This is a genomic window from Amycolatopsis sp. NPDC104775, from assembly GCF_055583325.1.
On record NZ_JBVJOE010000004.1, the window covers coordinates 849,760 to 874,236 of the forward strand.

21 protein-coding genes are annotated in these 24,477 nt (G+C 71.7%); 15 read left to right on the plus strand and 6 right to left on the minus strand.

The annotated features are described in order from the left end of the window. Positions 1–606 precede the first annotated feature (606 nt). The 3 genes from ACZ63D_RS22455 to ACZ63D_RS22465 all read right to left on the minus strand — a co-directional run bounded on the left by ACZ63D_RS22455 (position 607) and on the right by ACZ63D_RS22465 (position 3,223). Positions 607–1,179: a GNAT family N-acetyltransferase gene (locus tag ACZ63D_RS22455; protein WP_465356267.1), complete on the minus strand. Its 573-nt coding sequence runs from the start codon at positions 1,177–1,179 to the stop codon at positions 607–609. A gap of 370 nt (positions 1,180–1,549) precedes the next feature. Next, entirely contained in the window at positions 1,550–2,368 is an 819-nt protein-coding gene (locus tag ACZ63D_RS22460) for a DNA-formamidopyrimidine glycosylase family protein (protein WP_465356268.1), read from the minus strand. 3 nt (positions 2,369–2,371) lie between these two features. Beyond that, on the minus strand, positions 2,372–3,223 hold the full coding sequence (locus ACZ63D_RS22465) for a ParA family protein (RefSeq protein WP_465356269.1): 852 nt from the start codon (positions 3,221–3,223) through the stop codon (positions 2,372–2,374). A 112-nt stretch (positions 3,224–3,335) separates the two neighbouring features. Here ACZ63D_RS22465 and ACZ63D_RS22470 point away from each other — a divergent pair, with 112 nt between their 5' ends. The 4 genes from ACZ63D_RS22470 (at position 3,336) to ACZ63D_RS22485 (ending at position 7,545) form a co-directional block, all read left to right on the plus strand. Next, a complete protein-coding gene (locus tag ACZ63D_RS22470) occupies positions 3,336–4,061 on the plus strand; it encodes a methyltransferase domain-containing protein (protein WP_465356270.1) in 726 nt (241 codons plus the stop codon). Positions 4,062–4,208: 147 nt separating this feature from the next. After that, positions 4,209–5,426, plus strand: coding sequence for a DNA polymerase IV (dinB, locus tag ACZ63D_RS22475; protein WP_465356312.1), 1,218 nt, complete (start codon positions 4,209–4,211; stop codon positions 5,424–5,426). 886 nt (positions 5,427–6,312) lie between these two features. Further along, on the plus strand, positions 6,313–6,714 hold the full coding sequence (locus tag ACZ63D_RS22480) for a DUF3040 domain-containing protein (protein ID WP_465356271.1): 402 nt from the start codon (positions 6,313–6,315) through the stop codon (positions 6,712–6,714). Positions 6,715–7,203: 489 nt separating this feature from the next. Further along, on the plus strand, positions 7,204–7,545 hold the full coding sequence (locus tag ACZ63D_RS22485; RefSeq protein ID WP_465356272.1) for an alpha/beta hydrolase: 342 nt from the start codon (positions 7,204–7,206) through the stop codon (positions 7,543–7,545). Between the two features lie 166 nt (positions 7,546–7,711). Here the strand turns inward: ACZ63D_RS22485 and ACZ63D_RS22490 are convergent, their stop codons facing one another. From ACZ63D_RS22490 to ACZ63D_RS22500, 3 genes are all read right to left on the minus strand, one after another. Next, positions 7,712–10,270, minus strand: coding sequence for a transglutaminase TgpA family protein (locus tag ACZ63D_RS22490; protein WP_465356273.1), 2,559 nt, complete (start codon positions 10,268–10,270; stop codon positions 7,712–7,714). A 76-nt stretch (positions 10,271–10,346) separates the two neighbouring features. Then, the gene (locus ACZ63D_RS22495; protein ID WP_465356274.1) at positions 10,347–11,618 is read right to left on the minus strand and encodes a DUF58 domain-containing protein; all 1,272 of its coding nucleotides are present in this window, start codon (positions 11,616–11,618) and stop codon (positions 10,347–10,349) included. A 32-nt stretch (positions 11,619–11,650) separates the two neighbouring features. Beyond that, positions 11,651–12,715, minus strand: a complete 1,065-nt coding sequence (locus ACZ63D_RS22500; protein WP_465356275.1) for an AAA family ATPase — start codon at positions 12,713–12,715, stop codon at positions 11,651–11,653. A 265-nt stretch (positions 12,716–12,980) separates the two neighbouring features. On the opposite strand from ACZ63D_RS22500, the gene ACZ63D_RS22505 reads away from it, so the two are divergent. From ACZ63D_RS22505 to mraY, 11 genes are all read left to right on the plus strand, one after another. Next, a complete protein-coding gene (locus ACZ63D_RS22505) occupies positions 12,981–13,346 on the plus strand; it encodes a hypothetical protein (protein WP_067582245.1) in 366 nt (121 codons plus the stop codon). Further along, positions 13,339–13,881, plus strand: a complete 543-nt coding sequence (locus ACZ63D_RS22510) for a DUF3558 domain-containing protein (RefSeq protein ID WP_465356276.1) — start codon at positions 13,339–13,341, stop codon at positions 13,879–13,881. The genes ACZ63D_RS22505 and ACZ63D_RS22510 overlap by 8 nt, the downstream gene beginning before the upstream one ends. A gap of 22 nt (positions 13,882–13,903) precedes the next feature. Next, positions 13,904–14,485 (plus strand): PE-PGRS family protein, encoded by a 582-nt coding sequence (locus ACZ63D_RS22515; protein WP_465356277.1) that lies wholly within the window; start codon positions 13,904–13,906, stop codon positions 14,483–14,485. Next, positions 14,482–15,180, plus strand: a complete 699-nt coding sequence (locus ACZ63D_RS22520; RefSeq protein ID WP_465356278.1) for an ESX secretion-associated protein EspG — start codon at positions 14,482–14,484, stop codon at positions 15,178–15,180. The genes ACZ63D_RS22515 and ACZ63D_RS22520 overlap by 4 nt, the downstream gene beginning before the upstream one ends. A gap of 583 nt (positions 15,181–15,763) precedes the next feature. Then, on the plus strand, positions 15,764–16,195 hold the full coding sequence (mraZ, locus tag ACZ63D_RS22525) for a division/cell wall cluster transcriptional repressor MraZ (RefSeq protein WP_009080393.1): 432 nt from the start codon (positions 15,764–15,766) through the stop codon (positions 16,193–16,195). Positions 16,196–16,388: 193 nt separating this feature from the next. Beyond that, complete coding sequence (gene rsmH / locus ACZ63D_RS22530; RefSeq protein ID WP_465356279.1) at positions 16,389–17,345, plus strand: 16S rRNA (cytosine(1402)-N(4))-methyltransferase RsmH; 957 nt, start codon at positions 16,389–16,391, stop codon at positions 17,343–17,345. Next, positions 17,342–17,998, plus strand: coding sequence for a cell division protein FtsL (ftsL, locus tag ACZ63D_RS22535; protein ID WP_465356280.1), 657 nt, complete (start codon positions 17,342–17,344; stop codon positions 17,996–17,998). Before rsmH ends, ftsL begins: the two co-directional genes overlap by 4 nt. Then, a complete protein-coding gene (locus ACZ63D_RS22540; protein ID WP_465356281.1) occupies positions 17,998–19,917 on the plus strand; it encodes a peptidoglycan D,D-transpeptidase FtsI family protein in 1,920 nt (639 codons plus the stop codon). Before ftsL ends, ACZ63D_RS22540 begins: the two co-directional genes overlap by 1 nt. A 410-nt stretch (positions 19,918–20,327) precedes the next feature. After that, complete coding sequence (locus tag ACZ63D_RS22545; protein ID WP_465356313.1) at positions 20,328–21,887, plus strand: UDP-N-acetylmuramoyl-L-alanyl-D-glutamate--2,6-diaminopimelate ligase; 1,560 nt, start codon at positions 20,328–20,330, stop codon at positions 21,885–21,887. Further along, positions 21,884–23,398, plus strand: coding sequence for a UDP-N-acetylmuramoyl-tripeptide--D-alanyl-D-alanine ligase (locus ACZ63D_RS22550; protein ID WP_465356282.1), 1,515 nt, complete (start codon positions 21,884–21,886; stop codon positions 23,396–23,398). The genes ACZ63D_RS22545 and ACZ63D_RS22550 overlap by 4 nt, the downstream gene beginning before the upstream one ends. Then, positions 23,395–24,477, plus strand: a complete 1,083-nt coding sequence (gene mraY, locus ACZ63D_RS22555; protein WP_465356283.1) for a phospho-N-acetylmuramoyl-pentapeptide-transferase — start codon at positions 23,395–23,397, stop codon at positions 24,475–24,477. Before ACZ63D_RS22550 ends, mraY begins: the two co-directional genes overlap by 4 nt.

The following is a 24,477-nucleotide window of genomic DNA, read 5'->3' on the forward strand; positions in this document are numbered from 1 at the left end:
GGTTTTGGTGTGTGGGTTGTTGGGGTGTGTTGCGGGGTGGGGAAAACCCCCCCCCCCCCCCCCCCCCCAGAACCGCAGGGAGGCTTCGTATCGGGGTGCAGGGAGGGGGCTGGGTGCCTGGAACTGTGGGGTGGGGCGGTGGGGGTGGGCGATGTGGCTTGACTCGAGCTCGGGTTCCCGGCCTCGCTTCGCCGGGTGGTGAGGTTGCGAGGCTCCGCCGGTTAGGTCAGGTGTCGTGAGGGGAACCTTCACGGAAGCTGATTCCCTCAGGGTTCCCCTCACGACCCACCGGCGGCGGTGAGGGGAACCCTCACAGACCTGATTCCCGCAAGGCCTTTCTCGTGGTCCCTCGTCGTCCGTGAGGGCCTCCCTCACGGACTTCAATTCCCTCAAGGTTGGCCCGTCGCGGACCACCCGCCCATCGCCGCCGGGTTAGCACCCCGATGTGGCGTTCGGTCCGGTCGCGCGCACCCCACGCCGCATCGAGGATCCCACCCACGGCAGCCGCGAACCCGCGCGCCGAACAACCCGAACCACGTCGGTGGGCGTTGTCCGAATCCTGTCCGCTCCCCGGGCTGCGAATCGGACGGAAGCGGGTCCAGAGGCTCAGTCTCTTCCCACAGCCCCGGCCTTCCACTCGTCTTCGAGCATGGCGTAGACCAGTTCGTCGGTCCATTCGCCCTTGACGATCTCGTTTTCCCGCAGGTGCGCTTCCTGGCGCATGCCCAGCCGCTCCATCAGTGCCGCTGAGGCGGTGTTGCGGCCGTCGCAGCGGCCGATGATGCGGTGCAGGCCCAGGTCTTCGAAGCCGAGCCGCAGGAGTTCGCGGGTTGCTTCCAGGGCCAGGCCTTTGCCGTGGTGGTCGGGGTGGAAGACGAAGCCGATCTCGCCTTGGCGGTGTTCGGCGCTGAGGTATTCCAGGTTGAGATCGCCGATGAGCTGCCCGGTTTCGGCGAGTTCCACGGCGACGGCGAGGATCTGCCCTTCGTCCGACAGCGTCGAGCTGTGGACGCGCTTCGCCAGCGCTGCCGCGGATTCCGCGCGGCTGCGCGGCCCCCAGTAAAGGTAGCGGACGACGTCCGCGCGCGACTGGAACGAGTTCAGGGCATCGAGATCGTCGTCCCGGAACGGGCGGAGGAGCAGGCGTTCGGTGCTGATCGGATAGTCCGGCCTGAGCATCCCCCAAGCCTAGCGACTTCTGCCGCTCCGCAGGAACCGCCGCGGTGATCGCGGGGGGCGCGAGGGCAGAAGCGGGAAGCGGACAGGGAAATTCCCGGGGCGCCTCCTGGACGCCGTCAACGTCCAGGCCCGAGCCGGACCGGTGCTCGGGAACCCCGGGAACCCGGTGACTGCCTGGTATTCGTCAGCAGGCAGCACGTGAAGCAGGCGATGAGCCGAAGGTGGCTCTTGTTGTATCGCTGCTCAAAGTCCCAACACGTGCCATCCGCTAGCGGACAGCCACCTCACGAGTCCTGTGTGAATACAACTTAGGACCACCTCCTCTCTCGTGTACTGCCACGCTAACCGCGAACCTCTCGGTACGGCAACATCATTTGCGCGGCGGTCCATCGGCCGGGACGGGGCCGGGCTGGCAGCGCGGGCAGCACCAGGTCGGGCGCTGGTACGGTCCGTCGCCCTGCTGGCGCACCAGCAGCGCGCCGCCGCAGCGGAAGCAGCCTTGGCGGGTGCGTTCGTAGACCCAGGTGCGCCGTCCCCGGCGGAGGTCGCCGGTGGTGGACTGCTCGTGCCGCCACGCGTTGGCGACCAGGAGCTTCCGGGCGAGCGCCACCGCCCGCGCGGGGTCCACTTCGGACACTGGGGTCCACGGGGAAACCCGCAGGAGAAAGGAAATCTCGCATTTGTACAGGTTGCCGACGCCGGCCATGATGCGTTGGTCCAGCAGGGCGTCGCCGAGTTCGCGGTCCGGTTTCGCGGCGAGGTTGGCGGCGGCCAGCGCGGCGTGCTCTTCTGTCCACTGTGGATCCAGCAGGTCCGGTCCGAGGTGGCCGACGAGCGTGTGCTCCTCGGCGGTGGGCAGCAGTTTCAGGTCGTGCAAACGGAAACCGATCGCCTGGACGTCCTCGGTCGTCAGCACCACGCGCGCGTGATGGGCGGGCATCGGCCACTTCGCGCCCGCGGGCTGGATCTTCCACGAGCCGTCCATCCGGAGGTGGCTGTGCAGCGTCAGGTCGCCGGAGAAGCGCGTGAAAAGGTGCTTGCCGACGGTGCCGACGCCGTGCACCTCCCGGCCCGCGAGGTCCACAGTGGCCAGTTCGGGATGCCGGAACTCGCCGCGCACCAGAGTTTTCCCGGCGAGCGCGCGGTCGAGCAGCTTTCCGGCCAGGAATACGGTGTCGCCTTCGGGCACGGGTCAGCCCGCGGTTTCCGGCACTTCCGCCTGCACCGCTTCTTCCTCGGCGCGCACGCGGTGCCGACCGGCGCGGTTGGAACGCAGGATTTTGGCGAGGACCATGTTGAACGTCAGCGCGATCTCCTGTGCCCCAGGGGAATGCCACTCGTGGATCGGGCTGCACGCGCCCTGCGCCTGCTGCACCGCGAGCCGGTCCGGGATCGCGGTCGGCATCACCAGCGAACCGAAGTTCTCGCGCAGCTCCGCGACCCGGAACTGGTGCTCGTAGGACCGCACGCGCAGCTTGTTCACCAGCACGCCGATCGGCCGCAGCGACGGATTGCTGTCCTCGCGGATCCGTTCGATCGCTTCGAGCGCGCGCTGGGCGCCGGCGACCGCGTACATTGTGGGTTCAGTCACAATCAGCGCGCTGTCCGCCGCCACGAGCGCCGATTTGGTGAGCCTTCCGAGCGACGGCGGGCAGTCGATGATCGCCAGCTCGTACGGGTCCTCGCGCAGCGGGCGCTGGTGCAGTTCGTCGAGCGCGCGGGAGAGGTTTTCCAGGCGGCGGCCGTCCGAGTCGGGTTCGTTGAGCGACTCCAGTTCCTCGGCGCCGACCAGCACGTCGATCTCCTCGCTCCAGACGCTCGGCGCGATCGCGCGTTCGAGGACGGCTCGCGCGGGCGTCTCGAGCACGTCGGCGAGCGTCGCGTCGGTGAACGGCGGGTCGAGCGAGGTGGTGGCGTTGCCCTGCGGGTCGAGGTCGGCTACGAGCGTGCGGGTACCCCTACGCAGCGCGGCCGACGCGATACCGAGCGCGACCGTCGTTTTGCCGACACCACCCTTGAGGCTGAGAACGGCGACCGTGTGCACTCGATACAGCCTACGGGCCGCGCGCCGGGGCGGTAGTCCGGAAGGTGGCGAACGCCGCTGCGGCGCCCACGCGGGTCACGGCAAGTGACCGGCGGCCATTACCCTGTCGGCCATGAAGACCGACACCGTGGCCGCCCGGGGTTCGGGCGCTGTTCGCCGGGCGCTCGAGGCCGAATTGCGGGCCGCCCGCGCCCGCGGCGTGGAGCAGCCGGTCGTCGTCGACGTCGGCGGCGGAAGCGGCGGCTGGGCGGTGCCGTTCGCCTCGGCCGGATGCCTGGTCACCGTGGTCGAACCGAACCCGAACGCGCTCGCGACGCTGCGCCGGCGCGCCGAAGAAGAGGGTGTCTCCGGCCGGATCACGGTGATCGCGGACGACTCCGACGCACTCGGCGCGCACGTCCCCGACGGGTCGGCGGATCTCGTGCTGGCGCACGGCCTGCTGGAGGTCGTGGACGACCCGCGCGCGGTGCTCGCCGCCCTCGCCGCGGCCGTCTCGCCGGGCGGAGCCGTGTCGGTGCTGGTGGCCAACCGCACCGCGGCCGTGCTGCATCGTGCGCTCGCCGGCCGGATCTCCGAGGCGCAGAAGTTGATGGAAGGCACCGACGGCATCGTCGCCGGGGACACCGTACTGCGCCGATACGACAGCGCCGGGCTGACCGATTCTCTCGTGGCGGCCGGCCTGGAGGTCACCTTGCTGCAGGGCGACCGGGTGATCTCGGACGTCGTGCCGGGCGGGGTCCGCGAGGACGAGCTGGCCGAATTCGAGCTGAGCGCTTCGGCGGTGCCCGCCCTGCGCGACGTCGCGGGCCGGTTGCACGCCATCGCCCGGCGAGGCTGACGGCTCGCTTTTCCGCCTGAGGCAACTGGCCTGCCGAGGTCTCGCACCACCCGTCTGTGTGGCCGCCGGGCCTCGAGCCCCGGGAATTGTCGGTGGCGGCGGGTAGCGTCCGGAGGCGTGGGGAGAAACGCCGAACTGCCGAGCGGGATGGCCCGCTATCGCGTCACCACGGGCGCGACCGAGCTGCCGGACGACACCGGCTGCTCGATTCTGCACGTGGACATGGACGCCTTCTTCGTGTCGTGCGAACTGCGCACCCGGCCGGAGCTGGCGAACCAGCCGGTCGTCGTGTCCGGCGGCGGCCCGCGCTCGGTCGTCGCCGCGGCGAGCTATCCGGCACGGCGCTTCGGCGTGCGCTCCGCCATGCCGTTCGCCACGGCCAAACGCCTCTGCCCGCAGCTGATCTGCATCCAGCCGACCCCCGGCCTGTACGGCGAGGTCTCGCGCGGCGTCATGGGGATTTTCCGGCAGCTGACGCCGCTGGTCGAGCCGCTGAGCCTGGACGAAGCCTTCCTGGACGTGGGAGGCGCCCTGCGGCGGCTGGGCGCCACACCGGGAGCGCTGGGAGCGCGGATTCGGGAGCGAGTGCAGGCGGAGCACGGGATCACGTGCTCCGTCGGTGTCGCGAAGGTCAAATTCGTGGCGAAGCTGGCTTCGGGCATGGCCAAACCGGACGGGATGGTGATCGTCCCCGCGGCTGAGACGCTGGAGTTCCTGCACCCGCTGCCGGTGTCGGCGCTGTGGGGAGTCGGGAAGCGCACCGAGGAACAGCTGCGCCAGCACGGCTGGCACACAATCGCGGACATCGCCGCCACCCCGCCCGCCCGGCTGCGGCGCGCCGTGGGCCGGGCCGCGGGAGATCACCTGTGGGCTTTGGCGAACGGCCACGACGAGCGGGCGGTGGAACCGGAGTCGGCGGAGAAGTCGATCGGAGCCGAGCACACCTTCGACGTCGACGTGGTGAACCGCGCCGAGCTGAGCCTGGAGCTGCTGCGCCTGTCCGAACGGGTCGGAGCGACACTCCGCTCGCGCGGGCTGCGCGGAAGGACGGTGTCGATCAAGGTGCGGTTCGCCGATTTCCGCACCATCACCCGGGCCCGCACCGTCCTCTCGGCGACGGACGTGGCCCGCGACATCCACCGCACCGCGGTCGAGCTGCTGACCGAGCACGCACCGGCTGGAGCGGTCCGGCTGATCGGGGTGCGAGTGGAAGGACTGGACACTGGCGACGAGGGCGAGCAGCTGTCGTTCGCGAACGACGAGCCCCGCTGGCGCGACGCCGAGGTAGCCGCGGACGTGGCAAGGCTGAAATTCGGCTCGGCGGCGATCCGGCCTGCTTCGCTGCTTTCTCCTCGGGAGGAGTGAGGTCAGGGGAGACGGCGTCGGTGGGGTGCCGGGCTTGATGCGCGCGGGCAGGGTTGGCGGTGGGGGTCTTGGCCAGGCCGGGGTGAGGCGGGCGGAAAGGTTCAGCGGTGTGGCCTGGGGTTCTTGCTCGCGGAGAGGCTCGGCGGTTGTTGCACGGGAGCCGGGTCGAGGGGCGAGGCAGGGTGCGGTCGCTGGTGAAGCACCGGTGAGTTGCGATCTGGCCGTGGCAGGTCGCCTCCGGGCTGGTTGCGGTGTTGAGTCACGGGCCGCCCGCCTGGGGCGGACGAGCGCGCCGCCGGTCTGGTGCGGGGCAGTCTGAGCCGCTGCGCAGAGGGGTGATTCCGGCCGGGTCTGGCCGCCTCGGCGGGTTCGTCGGCAATTCGCCGGGACGAGCGTCTCGCCGACAGCCGGCATTGACGTGCGCCGGTCGGGCGAAGTCCGGATTAGGGGTTCGGCGGTCGCGCTCAGTCATCGGGCTCCGGGCTGTTCGCGCGGTGGGGGATTGCCGGTCTCGGCGAGGGGCGAGTGAATAAGTGGCGGACGGTATCGATCGGCGGAAGATCCTCGTGGGCGGAGCGACAGCAGGGCGGGTGGTCGGCGCGCGGACGGTTTCTCTCCGTGACGAGGGACCCCATCCGGGGGAGGCGGACCGCGCGGCGGAGGGGCCTGGACTGGGCCGAAGGGGGTGACTTCCGTCGCGGTGACGCACTGTCAACGCGGGTTGGACCGGATTTCCCCCGAATCGATCATTTCCGGATCGGGGATCGGGTAGTCGGACGAGCGCGGGGCTCGTATCCTGGACAGTGCCACCCCGCCTGGGGTTGGCTGTTGGGTCCAGGACGTTGCGCGGCCCGGCGCCCGCGACAGCTGTGCCGGAGGAGGAAAGATGCCACTCTCCGAGCATGAGCAGCGGCTGCTCGATCAGATCGAGCGCGAGCTCTATGCCGAGGACCCCAAGTTCGCATCCACGGTGCGAGGCACCCGGTTGCGCCGACCCGCGCGCCGTCGGCGCATCCAGGGGATCGCCCTGTTCGTGGTGGGCGTTGCGCTGCTGGTGCTCGGCGTGGTGATCCCGGTGCTGCGGGTCGCCGACGTGCCGGTGGTCAGCGTGCTCGGGTTCCTCGTGATGTTCTTCGGGGTCATGATGGCCGTGACGTCGCTGCGCCACAGCGACGGCGGCGGTGCGAACAGCCATGACGACGGAGGCGGGGGGAAGTCCTCCGGCCGCAAGAGCTCCTTCACGCAGCGCATGGAAGAACGCTTCCGCCAGCGCTTCGAAGGCCAATAGCACGACGGCGAATCCGCGCTTCACCCCTCGGGGCGGGGCGCGGATTCTCGTGCGCGGCCACGGGCTGCACCGGCTAGCGGGACACGGGTTCCCGAACCCGCGAACGTCCGGGCGAGGCGCGTGCTCGGCCTGTGCTGGCTCCGTTCGCTTCCGGAATGCACGGCGGGAAACTGGTGGGCGGCCGGTGATTGCCGACGATGCTCGGCGTGGTGCTGGATGCGGCCTGTGGTGAGAGCGGTGCCGCGGGGCTGCGCGGCTGGGGAATCGGGCGGGGCAGTCAGGTGGTTGCCGAGGACGCTCGGCGGGGTGCTGGATCCGGCCGGTCGTGGGAGCGGTGCCGGGGGAATGCGCGGCTCGGAAATCGGGTGGGCGGTGTCGGCGGGTGATCGCCGCCGACGCTCGGCGGCGCGCTGGCGCACGGTCTGCCGTGGGAATGGCGCTGATGGAACGCCGTGGCCTTGTCGGTTCGGGTGGTGACCCAGGCCCGCTGTGGCGGCCTCGACTTGTGCGGCTGCGTTGTCGGTTCGAGGTCGAGGTCGCTGGGGGCCGGAGCGGCCGGGAGCTTGCCGAGTCCTGGCGGCCGTCTCACCGCTGTACGCCGACGATCTGAGCGGGCTCGCTCCGGCGCTCGTGGTGGTCCCGACTCAAGACGCGGTCGCCGACCATGGGCGCCGGTACGTCGAGCGGCTCCGCGAGGCGGGAACTTCGGTGCGGCTCACCGAATATCCGGGCGCGAAGCACGCGTTCCTGACACTGCCGGGGGTGGAACCCCAAGCCGAGGCTGCTCAGGCGGAGATCCTCGGGTTCCTCCGCACGGCCCTGGCGAAGTGAGCGGGGAAGCACTGCCGAGAGAAGATACTGACGCCACAACCGATCCGGCATGAGAACCGCTCGCAGCGATGCGGAGTGGCACCGCGTACGCCGACCCGGTGCCACTGGCCAAGGGCTGTCCCGCTCATTCCCCGACGAAGGCCGCCTCGCCTGTTCCGCGGCAAACTCACCGCCGTCGGCGAAGCACCGACCTCGGGAACAACCGTCCCCGCAGAGACAATGGAGCGGTTCGGCGCAGGCTGTCCCGCAGTTGCCCGAAGGCAGGCTCTAACGTCGGGTCCGGAGTCGGCTCGTCGCTGTACCAGCTGCGCTCGACCGCACCCAGCACCGTCCGCAGCGCCTCCCTGCCGGGTTCGTCCAAGCGGTGGCGTTCGGCGATCTTGCCGCCTGCCACGCGGACCGTGTCGCTGTCGGAGATCGGCAGGTCCCGGTCCGCGCATTCCGCTTTCAGTTCGCGCCAGGCCGCGTCGGCGGCGCCGGCGGAGTGGGTCGCGACGGCCTGGAGGTGACGGCGGCGCAGCAGGTCCCGGATCGCGGCGGGACCGCCGATCGCGGCGAGGACCACCACGACCACCGCGGCGAACCACCACGACACGGTCCCGGCGAGCAAGCCGAGCGCGGCGACCAGCAGGACGGCACCGGTCAGCGGCAGCCACAGAACAGCCAGGTGCACCGGGGTCGGGGCGGTGACGGTGTTTCTGACCAGCACGTTCCCGTCCGGCGTCGCCCCGGGCGGGACGCCGGACGGGGCCATGCCGGGACGGGGGCGGCGGCGCAGGAAGTACGAGGTGGCTACGGCCGCGAGGCCGAGAACGGCCAGGACCAGCGCCAGCCAGGTCAGCCAGCTGTCGTCCGGCGTGGTGTCGGCCGGCGCGGCGGGGGCGGCCTGGTCGTGCGTCTTGTCGGTCGACGCGCCGGTGGACGGGGCGGCCGACCGCGGGGCCGTCGGGAGGTCGTCGGTCGCGTTGGGCTGCTGCGGGTTCTGGGTGTTCTGCCGCAGATACGGCGGGACGATGCCGCGGCCGTCGGCGAGCGGGGTCGGGTCGAAGCTGACCCAGCCCTTGTCCCCGAAGTACGCCTCGACCCACGCGTGCGCGTCCTGCGAGCTGATCGACTGGTAGTCGCCCTTGGAAACGCCCGGGGTGAAGCCGATCGCGACGCGCGCGGGGATGTGCGCGACCCGCAGCATCACCGCCATCGCCGACGCGTATTGCTCGCAGTAGCCCCGTTTTCCCTTGAGGATGAAGTCGGCGAGAGCGTCGGCGTCGGTGGCGTCGGCGGTCTTCGTGTCGTAGACGAAACCGTTCTGCGCGCTGAAATACTGCCACAGCGCGCTCGCCCGGTCGAAGTTGTTCGTCTTGCCGGAGGTGAGCTGTTCGGTCAGCGCGACGACCCGCTTGTCGACCTGGCCGATCCGCGTGTACAGCGCGGGAATCTCGTCGGACTTCGGTTCGGCGTCCCGCAATTCCTCCGCGGTCGGCTCCTTCAGCGAAGCCGTTTCCACATACGGCGGCGCGGGTTCGCTGCTCGTGGTGAACACCGAACCGCTGACCCGGTCGTACAGCCATTGCGGCGGCACGCCCCGGAGCGCGCGCGGGGCGCCGTAGATCGGCAGCCAGTTGTCGACCCATCGCGTGGGCTGGATCTGGATCTGCCGCGACACCCCGGTGCCGTCGTCGCCGGGCGCGGCGGGCAGCGTGCTGTTCGCCAGCACGCCGGTCTGCGCCTGGCCGCCGGCGCGCAGGCCCCAGCCCTTGTTCGGGGTGTAAGTGTCCAAAGTGAACGCGCGCAGCAGCCGCCGGTCCGGGCCGAGGCCGCGGACCTGGAACAGCTCGGTGTTCTGGCCCTGGTCGAGCAGCCCGCGCAGCTGGGTGAACGGCGCGATGCCGAAACCGCCGGTCCCGTCGCCGTCGCCGCCCGGCCCGGAGCCGAACGGGATCTTGCCGACCGTGCCGACCACGGTGATCCCGCCGCCCAGCAGGCCGAGCACGATCGCCGAACTGACCACGGCCACCGGGGCCTGCGCGAGCCGCAGCAGGCCGCCGGACCCGGGCGCGTCGCGGTTGCGCCAGCGGCGGTGCCGGTGGTTGCCGTCGAGGGCGAGCAGGCAGGCGAAGGCGCCCGCGCCGAGCACGAACGTCCACCACGGCATCAGCTCGTCCGACAGCGCCGCGGGCACCGCGTACACGCAGAGCAGCACGAGCCCGGTCGCCGCCGGCGCCGCGGCGGCGACGGCGAGCGTGTCGACCAGCACCGCGACCAGGCCGATCGCGATCGTGACCAGGCACAGGATCGGCTGGGTGCTGTCGACCGGCGGCAGACCAGTCCGGATCTGCTCGGCCGCGGCGGCGAGAGTGGCCCGCAGTTCGCCGAACGCCGTGGGGCCAGGGAAGATCGTGAGGACGCCTTGCGTCGTGAACGCCCCGGTGATCAGGAACAGCAGCACCAGCAGCTGCCCGAACCCGGCGACGACGGTCGGCGCGCGCAGCGACCGCAGCGCCAGCCCGGTGCCCGCGACGAGCACGACGGCCACGAAGAGATAGCCGAACCAGGCCCAGCCGGAGACGACGCTGGTCAGCGAGGTCGCCGCGCACAGCGTCGCGATCCCGGCGGCGATCGGCGGCAGCACGCTGCTGCGCCAGGCGGGCGGCGGATCGGTCGGCTGCGGGGAGGGGGTGTGCGGGATCGGCGGCGCGCCGGACGGCGGGGGAGCGGTGGTGGTCATCGGATCCCCTCGCGTGCTCGTGCGCGGCGATCCCGGTGAGAACCTTGATCGCCGCGCACGACGGTTGTCGTCGCCTTCATCGCGTCCCGCCGATCACCGTCGAGCGGTGGGTGCCCGCGCGGCACAGCAGCCCCCACACCTCGGGCGTCGGTGTCGAAGGACCGGCCACCACGACGCCCCAGCCGGCTCCGCGCAGCAGCTCCGCCGATTCCTCGGTCGCCGCGGCGAGGTGGTCCGGCGACGCCGAACCCGCCCAGGCCGGGGTGTCCAGCAGGACCGCGAGACTGCGGACTCCGCGCGACCGGAACCGCGTCAGCTCGTGCACCGATTCCGCGCTCACCGTGCCCAGGATGGCGATCAGTTCCTGTCCTTCGGCCGGGTCGTGGCCAAGCGTCACGTCGCGCTGGTGCGCCGGCTGCAGGGCGGCCAGCGCGTCGAGCACGAGGTTGTCGTAGCCCTCGCCGCCGTCGGCCGGGGAGTCGGCCAGCGAGATGCCGTGCTCGGTCACCAGCCGGACCCGGTGGCCGGTCCGCCGCAGATGCAGCGACACCGAAGCGGCGAACGACACCGCCCACTCCAGGCTCGCCGCCGGGCCGCTCCCGTGGTGCGCGGCCGCGCGGTGGTCCAGCAATACTGTCGTGCCGCCGCGCCACGGACGTTCCTCGATGCGGACCATGATCTCGTCCCGGCGCGCGGTCGAACGCCAGTGGACTTTCCGCATGTCGTCGCCGGTGCGGTAGTGCCGGACGATCACGTCCGGCTCGCCCTGCCCGGAATGCAGCCGGACGCTTCCGTCGTCGCCCGCCCCGGCCCCGGCCCCGCCGGGCAGCCCCCACAGCGGGACCACGCGCGGCACGACGACCAGCCGCGAATGGCCGATCAGCTCCCGTTCGAACTCGCACAGCCCGAACGGGTCGGTGATCGTCGCGCGCAGCGGCCCCACCTGCTGGATCCCGCGCAGGGCCGGCCGCAGCGGATACCGCAGCAGCACGCGCCGGTCGTGCGGCAGCCGTTCGACCACGAACCGCGGCCGGGAGCCCAGCGCGTACGGCACGCCGTCCTCCAGCAGCACCTCGCCGCCGGGCAGCCGTCCGCTGCGCCACAGTTCCAGGTCGACCTCGCCGGTCGACCCCGCCGCGACCCGGTCCGGGCGCAGCGAGCGCGCGGCGCCGAGACGCAGCCGGGTCGCCGAGATGTAGGCGGCGACCAGCAGCGGCAGGGCGACGACGAACACCGCGACCCGCAGCAGGTCGCGTTCGTTGAGCACCAGCGAGCACACCGCGGCCGCGATCCCGGCGGCGAGGAGGCAGCGGCCTCGGGTGGTGAGGCCGGAAAGCGCGCGCAGCATGCGGATTCCCTAATCGGCTAGCGGGACGCGCCTCAGCGGGCCGAGCCCTGGGGGACGGGGACGCGGTGCAGCACCGCGCGGACCACGTCGGTCGCCGAACGGCGGGCGGCGTGCGCCTCGGTGGTGAGCACCAGCCGGTGCGCCAGCACGGGCGCCGCGACCGTGTGCAGGTCGTCGGGCACCACGTAGTCGCGCCCGGACAGCGCGGCCTGCGCCCGCGCGGCCCGGACCAGGTGCAGCGTCGCGCGCGGCGAAGCGCCGAGCCGGATCTCCGGCACCTGCCGGGTCGCCGACACGACCTCCACGGCGTACCGGCGCACCTCCGGCGCGATGTGCACGCCGCGGACGGTCTTGATCAGCCGCAGCATCGTCTCGCCGTCGGACACCGGGGTCAGCTCCGCGAGCGGATTGTGCCCGGAATGCTCGTCGACCATGGCCAGTTCGGCCTGCTGGTCGGGGTAGCCGATGGACACCCGCGCGGTGAACCGGTCCCGCTGGGCCTCGGGCAGCGCGTAGGTGCCCTCCATCTCGATCGGGTTCTGCGTCGCGATGACCATGAACGGCGCGCCGAGCGCGTACGTGCTGGTGTCGACCGTGACCTGGTGCTCTTCCATGCACTCCAGCAGCGCGGACTGCGTCTTCGGCGAGGCCCGGTTGATCTCGTCGCCGACCACGATGTTCGCGAACACCGGGCCGGGCCGGAACTCGAACTCGCCGGTCTGCCGGTTGTAGATGGAGACGCCGGTGACGTCGCTGGGCAGCAGGTCGGGCGTGAACTGCACGCGGCTGACGGTGCAGTCGATCGAGCGCGCGAGCGCCTTGGCGAGCGAGGTCTTGCCGACGCCCGGCACGTCCTCGACGAGCAGGTGGCCCTCGGCCAGGAGGGTCACCAGCGCGATCCGGATGACGTCCGGCTTGCCGACGAGGACCCGCTCCACGTTCGCGGCGATCCGGCGCGCGGTGTCGTGCAGTTCGCCGAGCCCGGCCGCCGGGACCGGAGCCAGCCCGTCCGCGGACTCGACCGCCGGGTACGGCGGCTGCCCGGACCCGTCGCCGTGCGGCCCGGCGGGGGAAGCGGACTGGATTCTCGACGTCACTCGACCTCCTGGTGGCGCGTGAGCTGGACGGCAACCGGCGGGGATGCGCGCCTGTCCAGCGTTCTCCCCAGTGTGTCAAACCCGGGAGAACGGGGCGGCGGAACCCCGAGATCGTTTCATGGTGACGCCCAGCCACCTCGATGCTCCTGCTTACGGGTGATTATGAGGCATTTTCAGGTGATCCCGCTGACCGTATGCACTGTCGTATGCTCCGAAACGAAGCCGCCCGATCACGGTTCGACGTCGGAAGAGGTGCACTCCGGGCATGAGCGAGGCCGAGGCGGAACGGAAAGCCGGGCTCCCGGGACTGTCCGGCGGCCGGTTCGCGGTCACGCCCGAACTGGCGACCGCGACCTACGCCAAGCTCGGCGAGCTGCAGGACGTCGTCGGCGAGATGGTCCGCGAGGCCGCGGTGCTCGGCCGGTCGGTGCCGCTCGGCGGCGGGTACGCCGGGGAGGTCGGCGCGTTCATGGCGAAATACGGCCTCGGCCGCGACGGATCGGCCGTGGACCAGCTCACCGCGTTCGGCAAGGAAATCGCCGGGCTCAAGAAACGCATCGGCGGAGCGCTGGAGAAATACCGCGACCAGGACGGCGAAGCCGCCGAGGGCGTGGACTGCACCGGTGGCTGACCGTTTCGCGGCGCGCGCCGCGCTCCTTTCCCTCACCGGGCTCGCCGTGCTGATCCCGCTGGTCTCGTGCGGCCGGATGCCCGGCGTCTCACACGCCGCGCCCGCGGACGGCGGTCCTCCCGCGCCCGCTCCTTCCTCGACCGCGTCGCTGGCCAAGCTCGACCCGTGCACGCTGCTCTCCCCGCAGGACCGGTCGTCGGCCGGGCTCACCGGGCAGGGCAAGCCGAAGACGATCGGCGAAGCGCGCGCCTGCGACTGGACGGTGCCCTCGGCCTTCGGCCTCACCGTCACCCTCGACGAGACCAACGGCCTGGCCAACCTCGACCTCTCCGACGGCAAGCGCACCAAGAAGGACGTCGGCTCGCACGAGGCGGTGCAGGTATCCGGCCGCCGCGGCACCTGCGCGGTGCTGCTCGACGTCCGCGGCGCTCAAAGCGTGCAGGTCGACGTCAGCAACGCGAACTTCGCCGACTCCGAGCTCGCCTGCTCGCGGGCGAGCGACGTGGCCGGACTGGTCGAGCCGAAGCTGCCGTGAACCCCGTGCGAGGAGGAAAGTCGTGACCGACACCCCGGCCGAGTCCCCGGCGCCCGAGCCGGCGGCCCGGTACGAAGCGTTCAGCCACGCGGCGCTGGCCGCCCAAGCGGTCGACGGCAACGACCCGGCCGCGGCGGGCGAGTCGGGCGCGCGATGGGCCGGGCTTTCGCAACGGCTCGAGGACTCGATCGGCGGGCTGGTCGCCTTGTCGGCCGGCAGCGAGGAAACCTGGCAGGGCGACGCCGGCGACGCGATGCGGACGGTGCTCGGCAAGGCGTCCGGCTGGCTGGCCGAAACCTCCGTCGTGTCGGCGAAAATCGGGGAAGCCGTGCAGGGGCAGGCCGAGGTCGCCGCGCGGGCGCGCGCGGACATGCCCGCGCCGGTGGACTTCGACCCGGCGGCGATGATCCGGTCCGCCGCGGCGAGCGGGAACCTCGTGCGGCTGGCCGGCCTGTCGTCGGCCATGGACGAGCGCCGCGCCGAAGCCGAGGCCGCCCGGCAGAAGGCGATCGACGTCCTGCGCACCCGGGACGCGGCGTTGCGCGGGCTCGTGCCGGAGGGCGGTTTTCCCGCGGTCCCGCCGCTCGGCACGGGGCCGGCTTGATCAGCCTGTCGGCGTCCGCGTTCGACATCGTCTGGGCCGACCTCGGCCTCGACGCCCCGCCCGCGCCGCTGGCCGTGCGCAGCGTGGGGGAGACCGAAGCCGACCGGGCCGCGATCCGCGCGGAGGTCTACCGCAACCTCGGCGAGCGCGGTCTCTTCGACGGCCGCCTCGACGCCGCGCTGGAGAACAGCCTGCGCGTGCTGGCGGCGGGCGAGCGATATGTGGAGTGCGAAGCGCTCGCGGACATGACCGCCGACGAACCGTTCCGCGCGGTCGCCGCACTTCGCGGACGGAACGCGGTGCTGGCCGTGCAGCCGGCGCGCACGATCGGCGTCCGCGACATCGGGGAAAGCGAACTGGCCTCGGCGATCGTCGGCGTGCTGCCCGAACTCTCGGCCGGTCCTGGCTACGGCGTCCGGCTGCCCGCGGCGGGGGAGCCGCCCGGCGGCGCGCAAGGGGAGGAGCTGCGGGCGATCCAGTCCCGCCCGGTGTACGCGGCGGGCCAGTTCACCGTCCACGTCCGCGACCGGACGGGCAAGCTCGCCCGGGCCGGCGGGCTGACGTGGTTCGACACGGACGCCGGGGCGTACTCGGCGGTGTGCTCGCCGGGACGCGGCGGGCAGGAGTGGGTGACGGTGTCCCCGGTGGACAGCGCGCGGCTGGCCGAGCGGGTCATGGAGCTGGTGCCGGGCTGAGCTGGTCCGAAGTGGACGGTCGTGGCCCGCCGCTGTCGACAGTGGACGGTTCGCTCGCCCCCGCTCCAAGGCCGTGAGGTGAACCGCCAGGGAATCAGAGCCCCTCAGGGTTCCCCTCGCGGACGACTCCCCACCGAGCCCCACCACGGCAGGTCGTGGCCAGTTCCCCACGTCGCTCCACCGGGCTCCGCCTGCTCGCCCGCCCGGCTGTCGAAGGCGCTCTCCACTGAGCCCCACCGCGGCTCCCCACCTCGCTCCACCCGGCTCCCCACCAGCCCCCACCGGATCCCCCACCGGCCCCCACTCTGGGTCCTCACGCTGCCGGAACACGGACGTTTCAGGCCTTCCGAGGTTGCGAGAGACCCCGGTGCGGGGGATCTTCGCCACGGTCGCCCCACCCGGCCCCCACCTGGCCCCACCTCCGTGACCTGCGCAAACGCGCCACCCGACGGAGTGGTGCGGCCGCGGGACGCGTTGACTGTGGTGAAAAGTGGGGTACGGTGGTGCCCAGTGGGGCGGAAGGGAGCCCCCGAGCCGGAACCGGGCGGGGAGCCAACCGGATCCGGTAGGGAGGTGGAGGCCGGTGTTCCTCGGCACCCACACCCCAAAGCTGGACGACAAAGGGCGGCTCACGCTGCCCGCGAAGTTCCGCGAAGCCTTGGCCGGCGGGCTGATGGTCACCAAGGGGCAGGACCACTGCCTCTTCGTCTTCCCCCGCGCCGAGTTCGAGCAGATGGCCAGGAAGGTCGCCGAAGCCCCGTTCACGAACGAGGCGGTGCGGGCCTACCAGCGCTACCTGTTCGCCGGGACCGACGAGCAACGTCCGGACGGGCAAGGGCGCGTCGCCATCGCGCCGGAGCTGCGCCGGTACGCGGGGCTCAACAAGGAGTGCGTGGTGATCGGGGCGATCACCCGGCTCGAGATCTGGGACGCCCAGGCGTGGCAGGGCTACCTGGACGAACACGAGGACAGCTACGCACAGGCTCGGGAGGAAGTTCTGCCGGGCGTCTTCTAGGAGGCGCCCCGGGCGAACCTGCGTCGTCGGGGGACGCGGGTACGCCGTTCGACGCGGATGCCGTGAGGCCTCTGTCCGCTCTTTGACCCTGGCGCACCTTCCCCGGTGCCAGGTCAGCAAGCGGGCGGGCAGGGACCTGACGGCATCCGCCGCATCTTCCCCGGTTTACGCACGCGGCAGAAAGGGGGAAGACATGGCGGACGCAGCCGAGCACGTTCCGGTGCTGCTGGACCGCATCGTCGAGCTGTTCACCCCCGCGCTGGCCGACCGCGACGCCGTTCTCGTCGACGCCACCGTCGGTCTCGGCGGCCACTCCGACGCCCTGCTGTCGGCGTTCCCCCGGCTCCGGCTGATCGGCCTTGACCGCGATCCCGCCGCGCTCGAGCGCTCCGCGGAGCGGCTCGCGCGGCACGGCGACCGCGTCGACCTCGTGCACACGGTCTACGACGGGCTTCCCGAAGCGGTGGCCGGACTCGGACTGTCCCAAGTGGACGGAATCCTGTTCGACCTCGGCGTCTCGTCGATGCAGCTCGACCGCGCCGAACGCGGGTTCGCCTACTCGCAGGACGCGCCGCTGGACATGCGGATGGACCCGACCACCGGGTTCACCGCGGCCGACGTGCTCAACACCTACGCGCCCGGCGAGCTGATCCGGATCCTGCGCGACTACGGCGAGGAACGCTTCGCGCAGCGGATCGTCCGCGCCGTGGTGGCGGAACGGGAGAAGGAACCGTTCACCCGCAGCGGAAGGCTGGTCGAACTGCTCTACTCCGCGGTTCCGGCGGCGAGCAGGCGCACCGGCGGGCATCCGGCGAAGCGCACCTTCCAGGCGTTGCGGATCGAGGTCAACGGCGAGCTGGAAGTGCTGCGCCGGGCGATGCCCGCGGCGCTGGGCGCGCTGGCGATGAACGGCCGGATCGTCGTCGAGTCCTACCAGTCCCTCGAGGACCGGCTGGTCAAGCAGGCGCTCGCGGAACTGGCGAAATCCCGGACGCCGGAAGGGCTTCCGGTCGAACTGCCCGGGCACGGGCCGGAGCTGAAGCTGCTCACCCGGGGAGCGGAGAAGGCCGGCGAGAGCGAGATCGAGCACAACCCGCGGGCCGCCTCGGTGCGGCTGCGCGCAGCACAACGGATCGGAGAGCCGCGATGACCGCACCTGCGAAGTCCCGCCGCTCGTCGCCGACCGCGGCGGAGCGGGCACCGCGGAACACCGTCACCGAGACGGAAACCCCGGCGCGGCGGCGGACGACAGCTGCCGAACGCGCATACGCCCGGCGAGCGCAGCGGGCCGACCTGCTGCGGCAGCGCGCGCCGAAAAAGCCAGTGGCCGAACCGGAAACCGTCGAAACGAAGACCGTGCGCGCGCGGTTCCAGCTGCGCTGGCCGCGGTCGCGCGCGTCGTTCGTGCTCGTCATGATGGGGCTGCTGGCGGTCGGGGTCGCCGCGACGCTGTGGTTCACCACGCAGGCGATCGCCGATTCGTACCGGCTCGAGAAACTGCGCACGGACAGCGCTTCGCTGATGGAGACGAAGGACCGGCTGGAGCGCGAGGTCGCGAAGGCCCAGTCCCCGGCGTCTCTCGCGCCCGCGGCCAAGCAGCTGGGCATGGTGCCCGGCGGCGACCCGGCGCGCATCGTCGTCGGCAAGGACGGCAAGACGACCGTCGTCGGCGAACCGAAGAAGGCCCAGCCGGACGAGCAGGACGCGGCCGCGCCCCCGGCGCAGCCGCCGGCCGCTCCGCCGGAGGGCGGGATCGAAGGCGACCTGTCGGGCACGCCCGCGGGGACCGCGGGAGGGCAGTGATGGCGGCAGGCGGCAACAGCCGTTCCCGGGCGGCGGGCAGCGCGCGGCGGACTTACGCCGCGGGCACCCGCCGCGCGGTCGCGAAACGGGGCAACGGCGGGCAGCGCAGCCGGTTTTCCGCGGTGCGCATCATGCTCGTCGTCCTGATGGTGGTGGCGGGCGCGAAACTGGTGCAGGTGCAGTGGTTCGAGGCACCCGCGCTGTCCGCGGCGGCCGAACGCCAGCGCACGCTCACCATCGACATCCCGGCCCAGCGCGGGTCCATTGTGGACCGCAACGGCGCGAAGCTGGCGTTCAGCGTGGAAACCCGCACGCTGTCGGTGAATCTGCGGGCGCTGCACAAGTCGATGGACGAGTACGCGAAGAAGTACCCGGACAAGGGCCGCACGTTCGAAACCGAGGTCGCCGGCGCGGCGAAGCTGATCGCGCAGAAGGTCCCGCACCTGACCACCGAGGCCGAACAGCTGGCGCTGCTGCACAAACAGCAGTCCTTCACCTATCTCGTCGACAACGTCGAGCCCTCGGTGGCCGACCAGATCGTCAAGAAATACGCGTGGATCAGCGTGGAGAAGCGCGCCAAGCGCGAGTACCCGGGCGACACGCTCGCGTCGAACATCGTCGGGCTCTCGAACTGGCGGATGGACGACGCCGACGTGTCGAAGCACAACCTGCACGGCGTGGTCGGGCTGGAGAAATCGCGCGACGCCGACCTGGCGGGCACGCCCGGCCGCGAGATCGTGAACACCCAGAACGGCAATGACAACCTGTACCTGCCGGGCACCGAGCACGTGCTCACCGCGGCTGTCCCGGGGTCGGACCTCCAGCTGACCATAGATTCCGACCTGCAGTTCGAACTGCAGCGCCAGCTGGCCGACTACGTCGCGAAGGCGAACGCCAAGGGCGGCCAGGCGGTCATCATGGACGCGAAGACGGCCGAGGTGTACGCGCTGGCCGACTCCAGCACGTTCAACCCGAACGACCCGTCCACGATCAAGCCGGACCTGCTCAACAACCGCCCGGTCACCACGCCGTATGAACCCGGTTCGGTGAACAAGGTGGTCACCGCGACCGCGGCGATCGACAACAAGATCGCCACGCCCACCTCGACGCTGGAGGTGCCGGGCTCGATCAAGGTCGCCGACCGGACGGTGCACGACGCCTGGGTGCACGGCACGCAGACGTTCACCACCACCGGCGTTTTCGCGAAGTCCTCCAACGTCGGCACGCTGGAACTGGCGCAGCAGGTCGGCCCGGACCGGTATCTCGACCTGCTGAAGAAGTTCGGCATCGGGCAGAAGACCGGCATCGGCCTCCCCGGCGAGAGCTCCGGGTACGTGCCGCCGCGCAAGGACTGGTCGGCGTCCACGTTCGGCAACCTGCCGATCGGCCAGGGTCTTTCGATGACCGTGGTGCAGATGGCCGGGATGTACCAGGCGATCGCGAACGACGGCCTGCGCGTGGAACCGCGGATCGTGAAGGCGAAGAAGAACCCGGACGGCACCGTGACGCCGGAAGCGCCGCCGAAGACCGAGCGCGTGGTGAGCCCGGAAACCGCGAAAACGGTGCGGGACATGCTGCGCGCGGTGGTGCAGAACGCCAAGAGCCCGAACTCGGGCACCGCGCCCTCGGCCGGGCTGGAGGGCTACCAGGTCTCCGGCAAGACCGGCACCGGCCAGCAGATCGACCCGCGCACCAAGGCCTACAGCTCGAGCCTGGCGAACATCACCTTCGCCGGAATCCTGCCCGCCGACCACCCGCGGTTCGTCGTCGGCATCCGGCTCGACGCGCCGGACACTTCGCTGCCCATCGGGCATTCCGCGGGCCCGCTGTTCCACTCGATCGCGTCGTACCTGTCGCAGCGGTACCAGATTCCGCTGTCCGACGGCCCGTCGCCGGTGGTGCCGCTCGTCGTCGGCTGACCGCCCGCTCTCCGCTTCGCAGGTTCGTGAGGGGAACCCTGCGGGAATCTGATTTCCGCAGGGTTTCCCTCACGAGCCCCATCCGCACAAGCCCCGGACGACGCTCCCTGCCCGCGGCGGAACCCCGCGCGATGGCTGCTGAGAAAACCTCATTGGACCCGCCGGTCGCGAGAAACGCGGTGCCGGAGAACGCGATGCGGGCCCGGCGGGGCGGGCGATCGTCCACACGGGCCGGTGCGGGTCCGGCGAAAGGGTTGCGCCGCAACGATCTTGACCGATCCTCCTACCACATCCGCGGCGGCGGCGCGCGTTCGCCGTACCGCGTTGGGTCACCCGGATCCGGCCTCGGTAACCTCTCCGGCGTGTCCGTGTCCTCGTCCCAGCCCCGAAGCGGGCCCGCTGCCGCGTCGCTGCCGGACAGCCCGGCCAAAGCGGCCGCCGCGCCGCCCCGGCCGGCCCGGATCGACCCGGTCCCGCTGGCCACCTTGCTCGCCCGTGCGGGAGCCCGGCTCATCGCCGACCGTCCCGAGGCCGCCGACCTCACCGTCACCGGCGCCACGCTGCGTGCGCAGCACGTGCTCCCCGGCGACCTGTTCGCCGGCCTTCCCGGCGCCCGCGCGCACGGCGCCGACTTCAGCGACCAGGCCCTCGCCGCCGGAGCCGCGGCCGTCCTGACCGACCCGAGCGGGGCCGAGCGGCCCGCGCTGCGCGACGCGCCGGTGCCCGTGCTCGTGCACCCGGACCCGCGCGCCGCGCTCGGCGAGATCGCCGCGTGGATCTACGGCGAGCCGTCGCTGCACCTTTCCGTGCTCGGCGTCACCGGCACCTCCGGCAAGACCACCACCTCCTACCTGGTCGACGCGGGCCTGCGCGCCGCCGGGCGCACCACCGGCCTGATCGGCACGGTCGAGACCCGCATCGGCGGCGAGCGGCTGGCCAGCGGGTTCACCACGCCGGAGGCCCCGGACCTGCAGGCGCTGCTCGCGGTGATGCTGGAGCGCGGCGTCACGCACGTGCCGATGGAGGTGTCCAGCCACGCGCTGGCGCTCGGCCGGGTCAACGGCACCCGGTTCGCGGTCGGCGCGTTCACCAACCTGTCGCAGGACCACCTCGATTTCCACAAGGACATGGAGGAGTACTTCGCCGCCAAGTCCCTGCTGTTCGACGGCCGGTCCACCACCGAGGTCGTCGTGGTCGACAGCGCGTGGGGGCAGGCGCTGCTCACTCCGCAGACCGTGACCGTCTCGATCGAAGCCGGCGCCGACGCGCTGTGGCGGGCCGCCGACATCGAGGCGACCCCGGCCGGCGAGCAGACCTTCACGCTGCTCGGGCCGGACGGGTTCAGCCGCGCGGCGAAGATTCCGCTGCCGGGCACGTTCAACGTCGCCAACGCGGTGCTCGCGGCGGCGATCCTGGACAGCGCGGGCGTCGAAGCCGACGACATCGTCGCCGGGCTCGCCGCGGTGGAGGTGCCCGGCCGGATGGAGCGGGTGTACCTCGGCCAGGCGTTCACCGCGGTGGTCGACTACGCGCACAAACCGGCCGCGGTGGCCCAGGGGCTGGACGCTCTGCGCGCCCGCACCGAGGGCAAGATCATCACCGTGCTCGGCTGCGGCGGCGACCGGGACACCGCGAAGCGCCCGATGATGGGCGAGGCCGCGGTGCGCCGCAGCGATGTCCTGATCGTCACCGACGACAACCCGCGTTCGGAGGATCCGGCCGCGATTCGCGCCGCGATGCTGGCCGGGGCCCGCGCCGTCGGGCCCGCGGCGGGCGGCGAGGTGCTGGAGATCGGCGACCGGCGCGAGGCGATCGCGCACGCGGTGTCGCTCGCCGGGCCGGGCGACATCGTCCTGATCGCAGGCAAGGGCCACGAGACCGGCCAGGAGGCGCAGGGTGTGGTGCACCCGTTCTCCGACCGGGACGAGCTGGAGGCCGCCATCCGCAAGCGTCTCGAGGTGACCGCGTGATCGAGCTGAGCCTGGCCGAGATCGCCGACGTCGTCGGCGGCAGGCTGCACCGCACCGACGGATCCGCTGTCGTGACCGGCAGTGTCGAATTCGACACCCGCAAGCTCGGTCCGGGCGGGTTGTTCCTCGCGCTGCCCGGCGAACGCGTCGACGGGCACGATTTCGCCGCGAAGGCGGTCGAAGCGGGCGCGGTCGGCGTGCTGGCCGCGCGCGAAGTCGACGCTCCGGCGATCGTCGTGCCGCCGCTGCCGCCGGGGCAGGCCAACGCCCGGTCGGTCGCGCTGACCGGCGACACCGACGGCTCCGGCGCCGCCGTGCTGGCCGCGCTGGCGAAGCTGGCCCGGCACGTCGTCGACCGGCTGGCCGCGGGCGGGCTGACCGTCATCGGCGTCACCGGCTCGTCCGGCAAGACCTCGACCAAGGACGTCATCGCGCAGCTGATCGAGCCGATGGGCCCGACGGTCGCGCCGCCCGGGTCGTTCAACAGCGAGCTGGGCCACCCGTGGACCGCGCTGCGCGCCGACGCCTCGACCAAGTTCCTCGTGCTGGAGATGTCCGCGCGCGGGGTCGGGCACATCGCCGCGGCGGCCGAGACCACGCCGCCGCGGATCGGCGCGGTGCTGAACGTCGGCAGCGCGCACGTCGGCGAGTTCGGCTCGCGCGAGGGGATCGCGAAGGCCAAGGGCGAGCTGGTCGAAGCTCTTCCGGAAGACGGTCTCGCGGTGCTGAACCTGGACGATCCGCTGGTAGCCGCCATGGCGAGCCGCACCAAGGCCCGCATCGTCGGCGTGGGGGAGTCGGCCGGAGCGCAGGTCCGGGCCGCCGACATCACGGTCGACGACCAGGCCCGCCCGTCCTTCCGGCTGATCACGCCCGAGGGCGAGGCTCCGGTGACGCTGCCGCTGCACGGCGAGCATCACGTCGGCAACGCGCTGTCGGCGGCCGCCATCGCGCGCGAACTGGGCGCGACCACCGAGGAGATCGCGCAGCGGCTGTCGTCGTTGCAGCGCCGCTCGGAGCGCCGGATGGACGTGACCACCCGCGCGGACGGCGTCACGATCCTCAACGATTCGTACAACGCCAACCCGGAGTCGGTCCGGGCCGGGCTGAAAGCGCTGGCCTCGATGAGCCGGTCGGGCCGCCGCGCCTGGGCGGTGCTCGGCGTGATGGGCGAGCTGGGCGAGGACTCGGTGACCGCGCACGATTCCATCGGGCGGCTCGTGGTCCGGCTCAACATCGAGAAGCTCGTCGTGGTCGGCCAGGACGCGGCCGCCATGCACCAGGGCGCGCTCCAGGAGGGTTCCTGGGGCGAGGAGTCGGTGCTGGTACCCGATGTCGAGGCCGCCGTCGCCGTGCTGCATGATCAGCTCCGTCCCGGGGACGTGGTGCTGGTCAAGGCGTCCAAGGCCGCCGGTCTCTGGCGGGTGGCCGAGGCGTTGCTGGCCGACCCGGAAACGAACACCGGCTCTTCTCCTCTGAAATCCGAACGCTCGAACGGTGGTCACGCGTGATCAACATCATGATCGCGGCCGCGGCTGGTCTGCTGGTCTCGATCCTGCTCACGCCCTACCTCATCCGGGTTTTCTCGCGGCAGGGCTTCGGCCAGGAGATCCGCGAGGAAGGCCCGCAGGGGCACAAGTCGAAGCGCGGCACGCCGACCATGGGCGGCGTCGCGATCATCATCGCGATGGTCGCGGGCTACTTCGTCGCGCACCTGATCACCTGGATCAGCAACTCGCGCTCGGCCGCGCCCTCGGCGTCCGGCCTGCTCGTGCTGATGCTCGCGGTCGGGCTCGGCGTGGTCGGCTTCCTCGACGACTTCATCAAGATCCGCAAGCAGCGCAACCTCGGGCTGAACAAGACCGCGAAGCTGGTCGGCCAGCTCGTGGTGACCATCCTGTTCGCGGTGCTCTCGCTGCAGTTCAAGGACGCCCAGGGGCTCACCCCGGCGTCGCAGAGCCTGTCCTACGTCCGCGACCTGGCGCTGATCACGTTCCCGTCGGTCGTGTTCGTGATCTTCTGCTACATCGTCATCTCCGGCTGGTCGAACGCGGTGAACTTCACCGACGGCCTCGACGGCCTGGCCGGCGGCGCGGCGGCGATGGTGCTCGCGACGTACGTGGTCATCTCGTTCTGGCAGGCCCGGCTCTCCTGCTCCACCCAGCCGCTCCCGGCCTGCTACGACGTGCGCGACCCGCTCGACCTCGCGGTCGTCGCGGCCGCGGCCACCGGGGCGTGCATCGGGTTCCTGTGGTGGAACGCGGCCCCGGCGAAGATCTTCATGGGCGACACCGGGTCGCTCGCCCTCGGCGGCCTCGTCGCCGGGCTGTCCATGACCACCCGCACCGAGCTGCTCGCCATCGTCATCGGCGGCCTGTTCATGGTCGAGATGATCTCGGTGGTCACGCAGATCGCGGTGTTCCGCACGACGCGGCGGCGGCTGTTCCGGATGGCCCCGTTCCACCACCACTTCGAGCTGGCCGGGTGGGCGGAAACCACGGTGATCATCCGGTTCTGGCTGCTCTCGGCGATCTGCTGCATGTTCGGGCTCGGGCTGTTCTACAGCGAGCAGCTCAACTTCGGGGGCTGA

Excerpts from the sequence above, each read along its gene's own strand:
- ACZ63D_RS22455 (WP_465356267.1), bottom strand. The coding sequence starts at position 1,179 with ATGCTCAGGCCGGACTATCCGATCAGCACCGAACGCCTGCTCCTCCGC.
- ACZ63D_RS22470 (WP_465356270.1), top strand. The coding sequence starts at position 3,336 with ATGAAGACCGACACCGTGGCCGCCCGGGGTTCGGGCGCTGTTCGCCGG.
- dinB (WP_465356312.1), top strand. The coding sequence starts at position 4,209 with ATGGCCCGCTATCGCGTCACCACGGGCGCGACCGAGCTGCCGGACGAC.
- ACZ63D_RS22480 (WP_465356271.1), top strand. The coding sequence starts at position 6,313 with ATGCCACTCTCCGAGCATGAGCAGCGGCTGCTCGATCAGATCGAGCGC.
- ACZ63D_RS22490 (WP_465356273.1), bottom strand. The coding sequence starts at position 10,270 with ATGACCACCACCGCTCCCCCGCCGTCCGGCGCGCCGCCGATCCCGCAC.
- ACZ63D_RS22495 (WP_465356274.1), bottom strand. The coding sequence starts at position 11,618 with ATGCTGCGCGCGCTTTCCGGCCTCACCACCCGAGGCCGCTGCCTCCTC.
- ACZ63D_RS22505 (WP_067582245.1), top strand. The coding sequence starts at position 12,981 with ATGAGCGAGGCCGAGGCGGAACGGAAAGCCGGGCTCCCGGGACTGTCC.
- rsmH (WP_465356279.1), top strand. The coding sequence starts at position 16,389 with ATGGCGGACGCAGCCGAGCACGTTCCGGTGCTGCTGGACCGCATCGTC.
- ftsL (WP_465356280.1), top strand. The coding sequence starts at position 17,342 with ATGACCGCACCTGCGAAGTCCCGCCGCTCGTCGCCGACCGCGGCGGAG.
- ACZ63D_RS22540 (WP_465356281.1), top strand. The coding sequence starts at position 17,998 with ATGGCGGCAGGCGGCAACAGCCGTTCCCGGGCGGCGGGCAGCGCGCGG.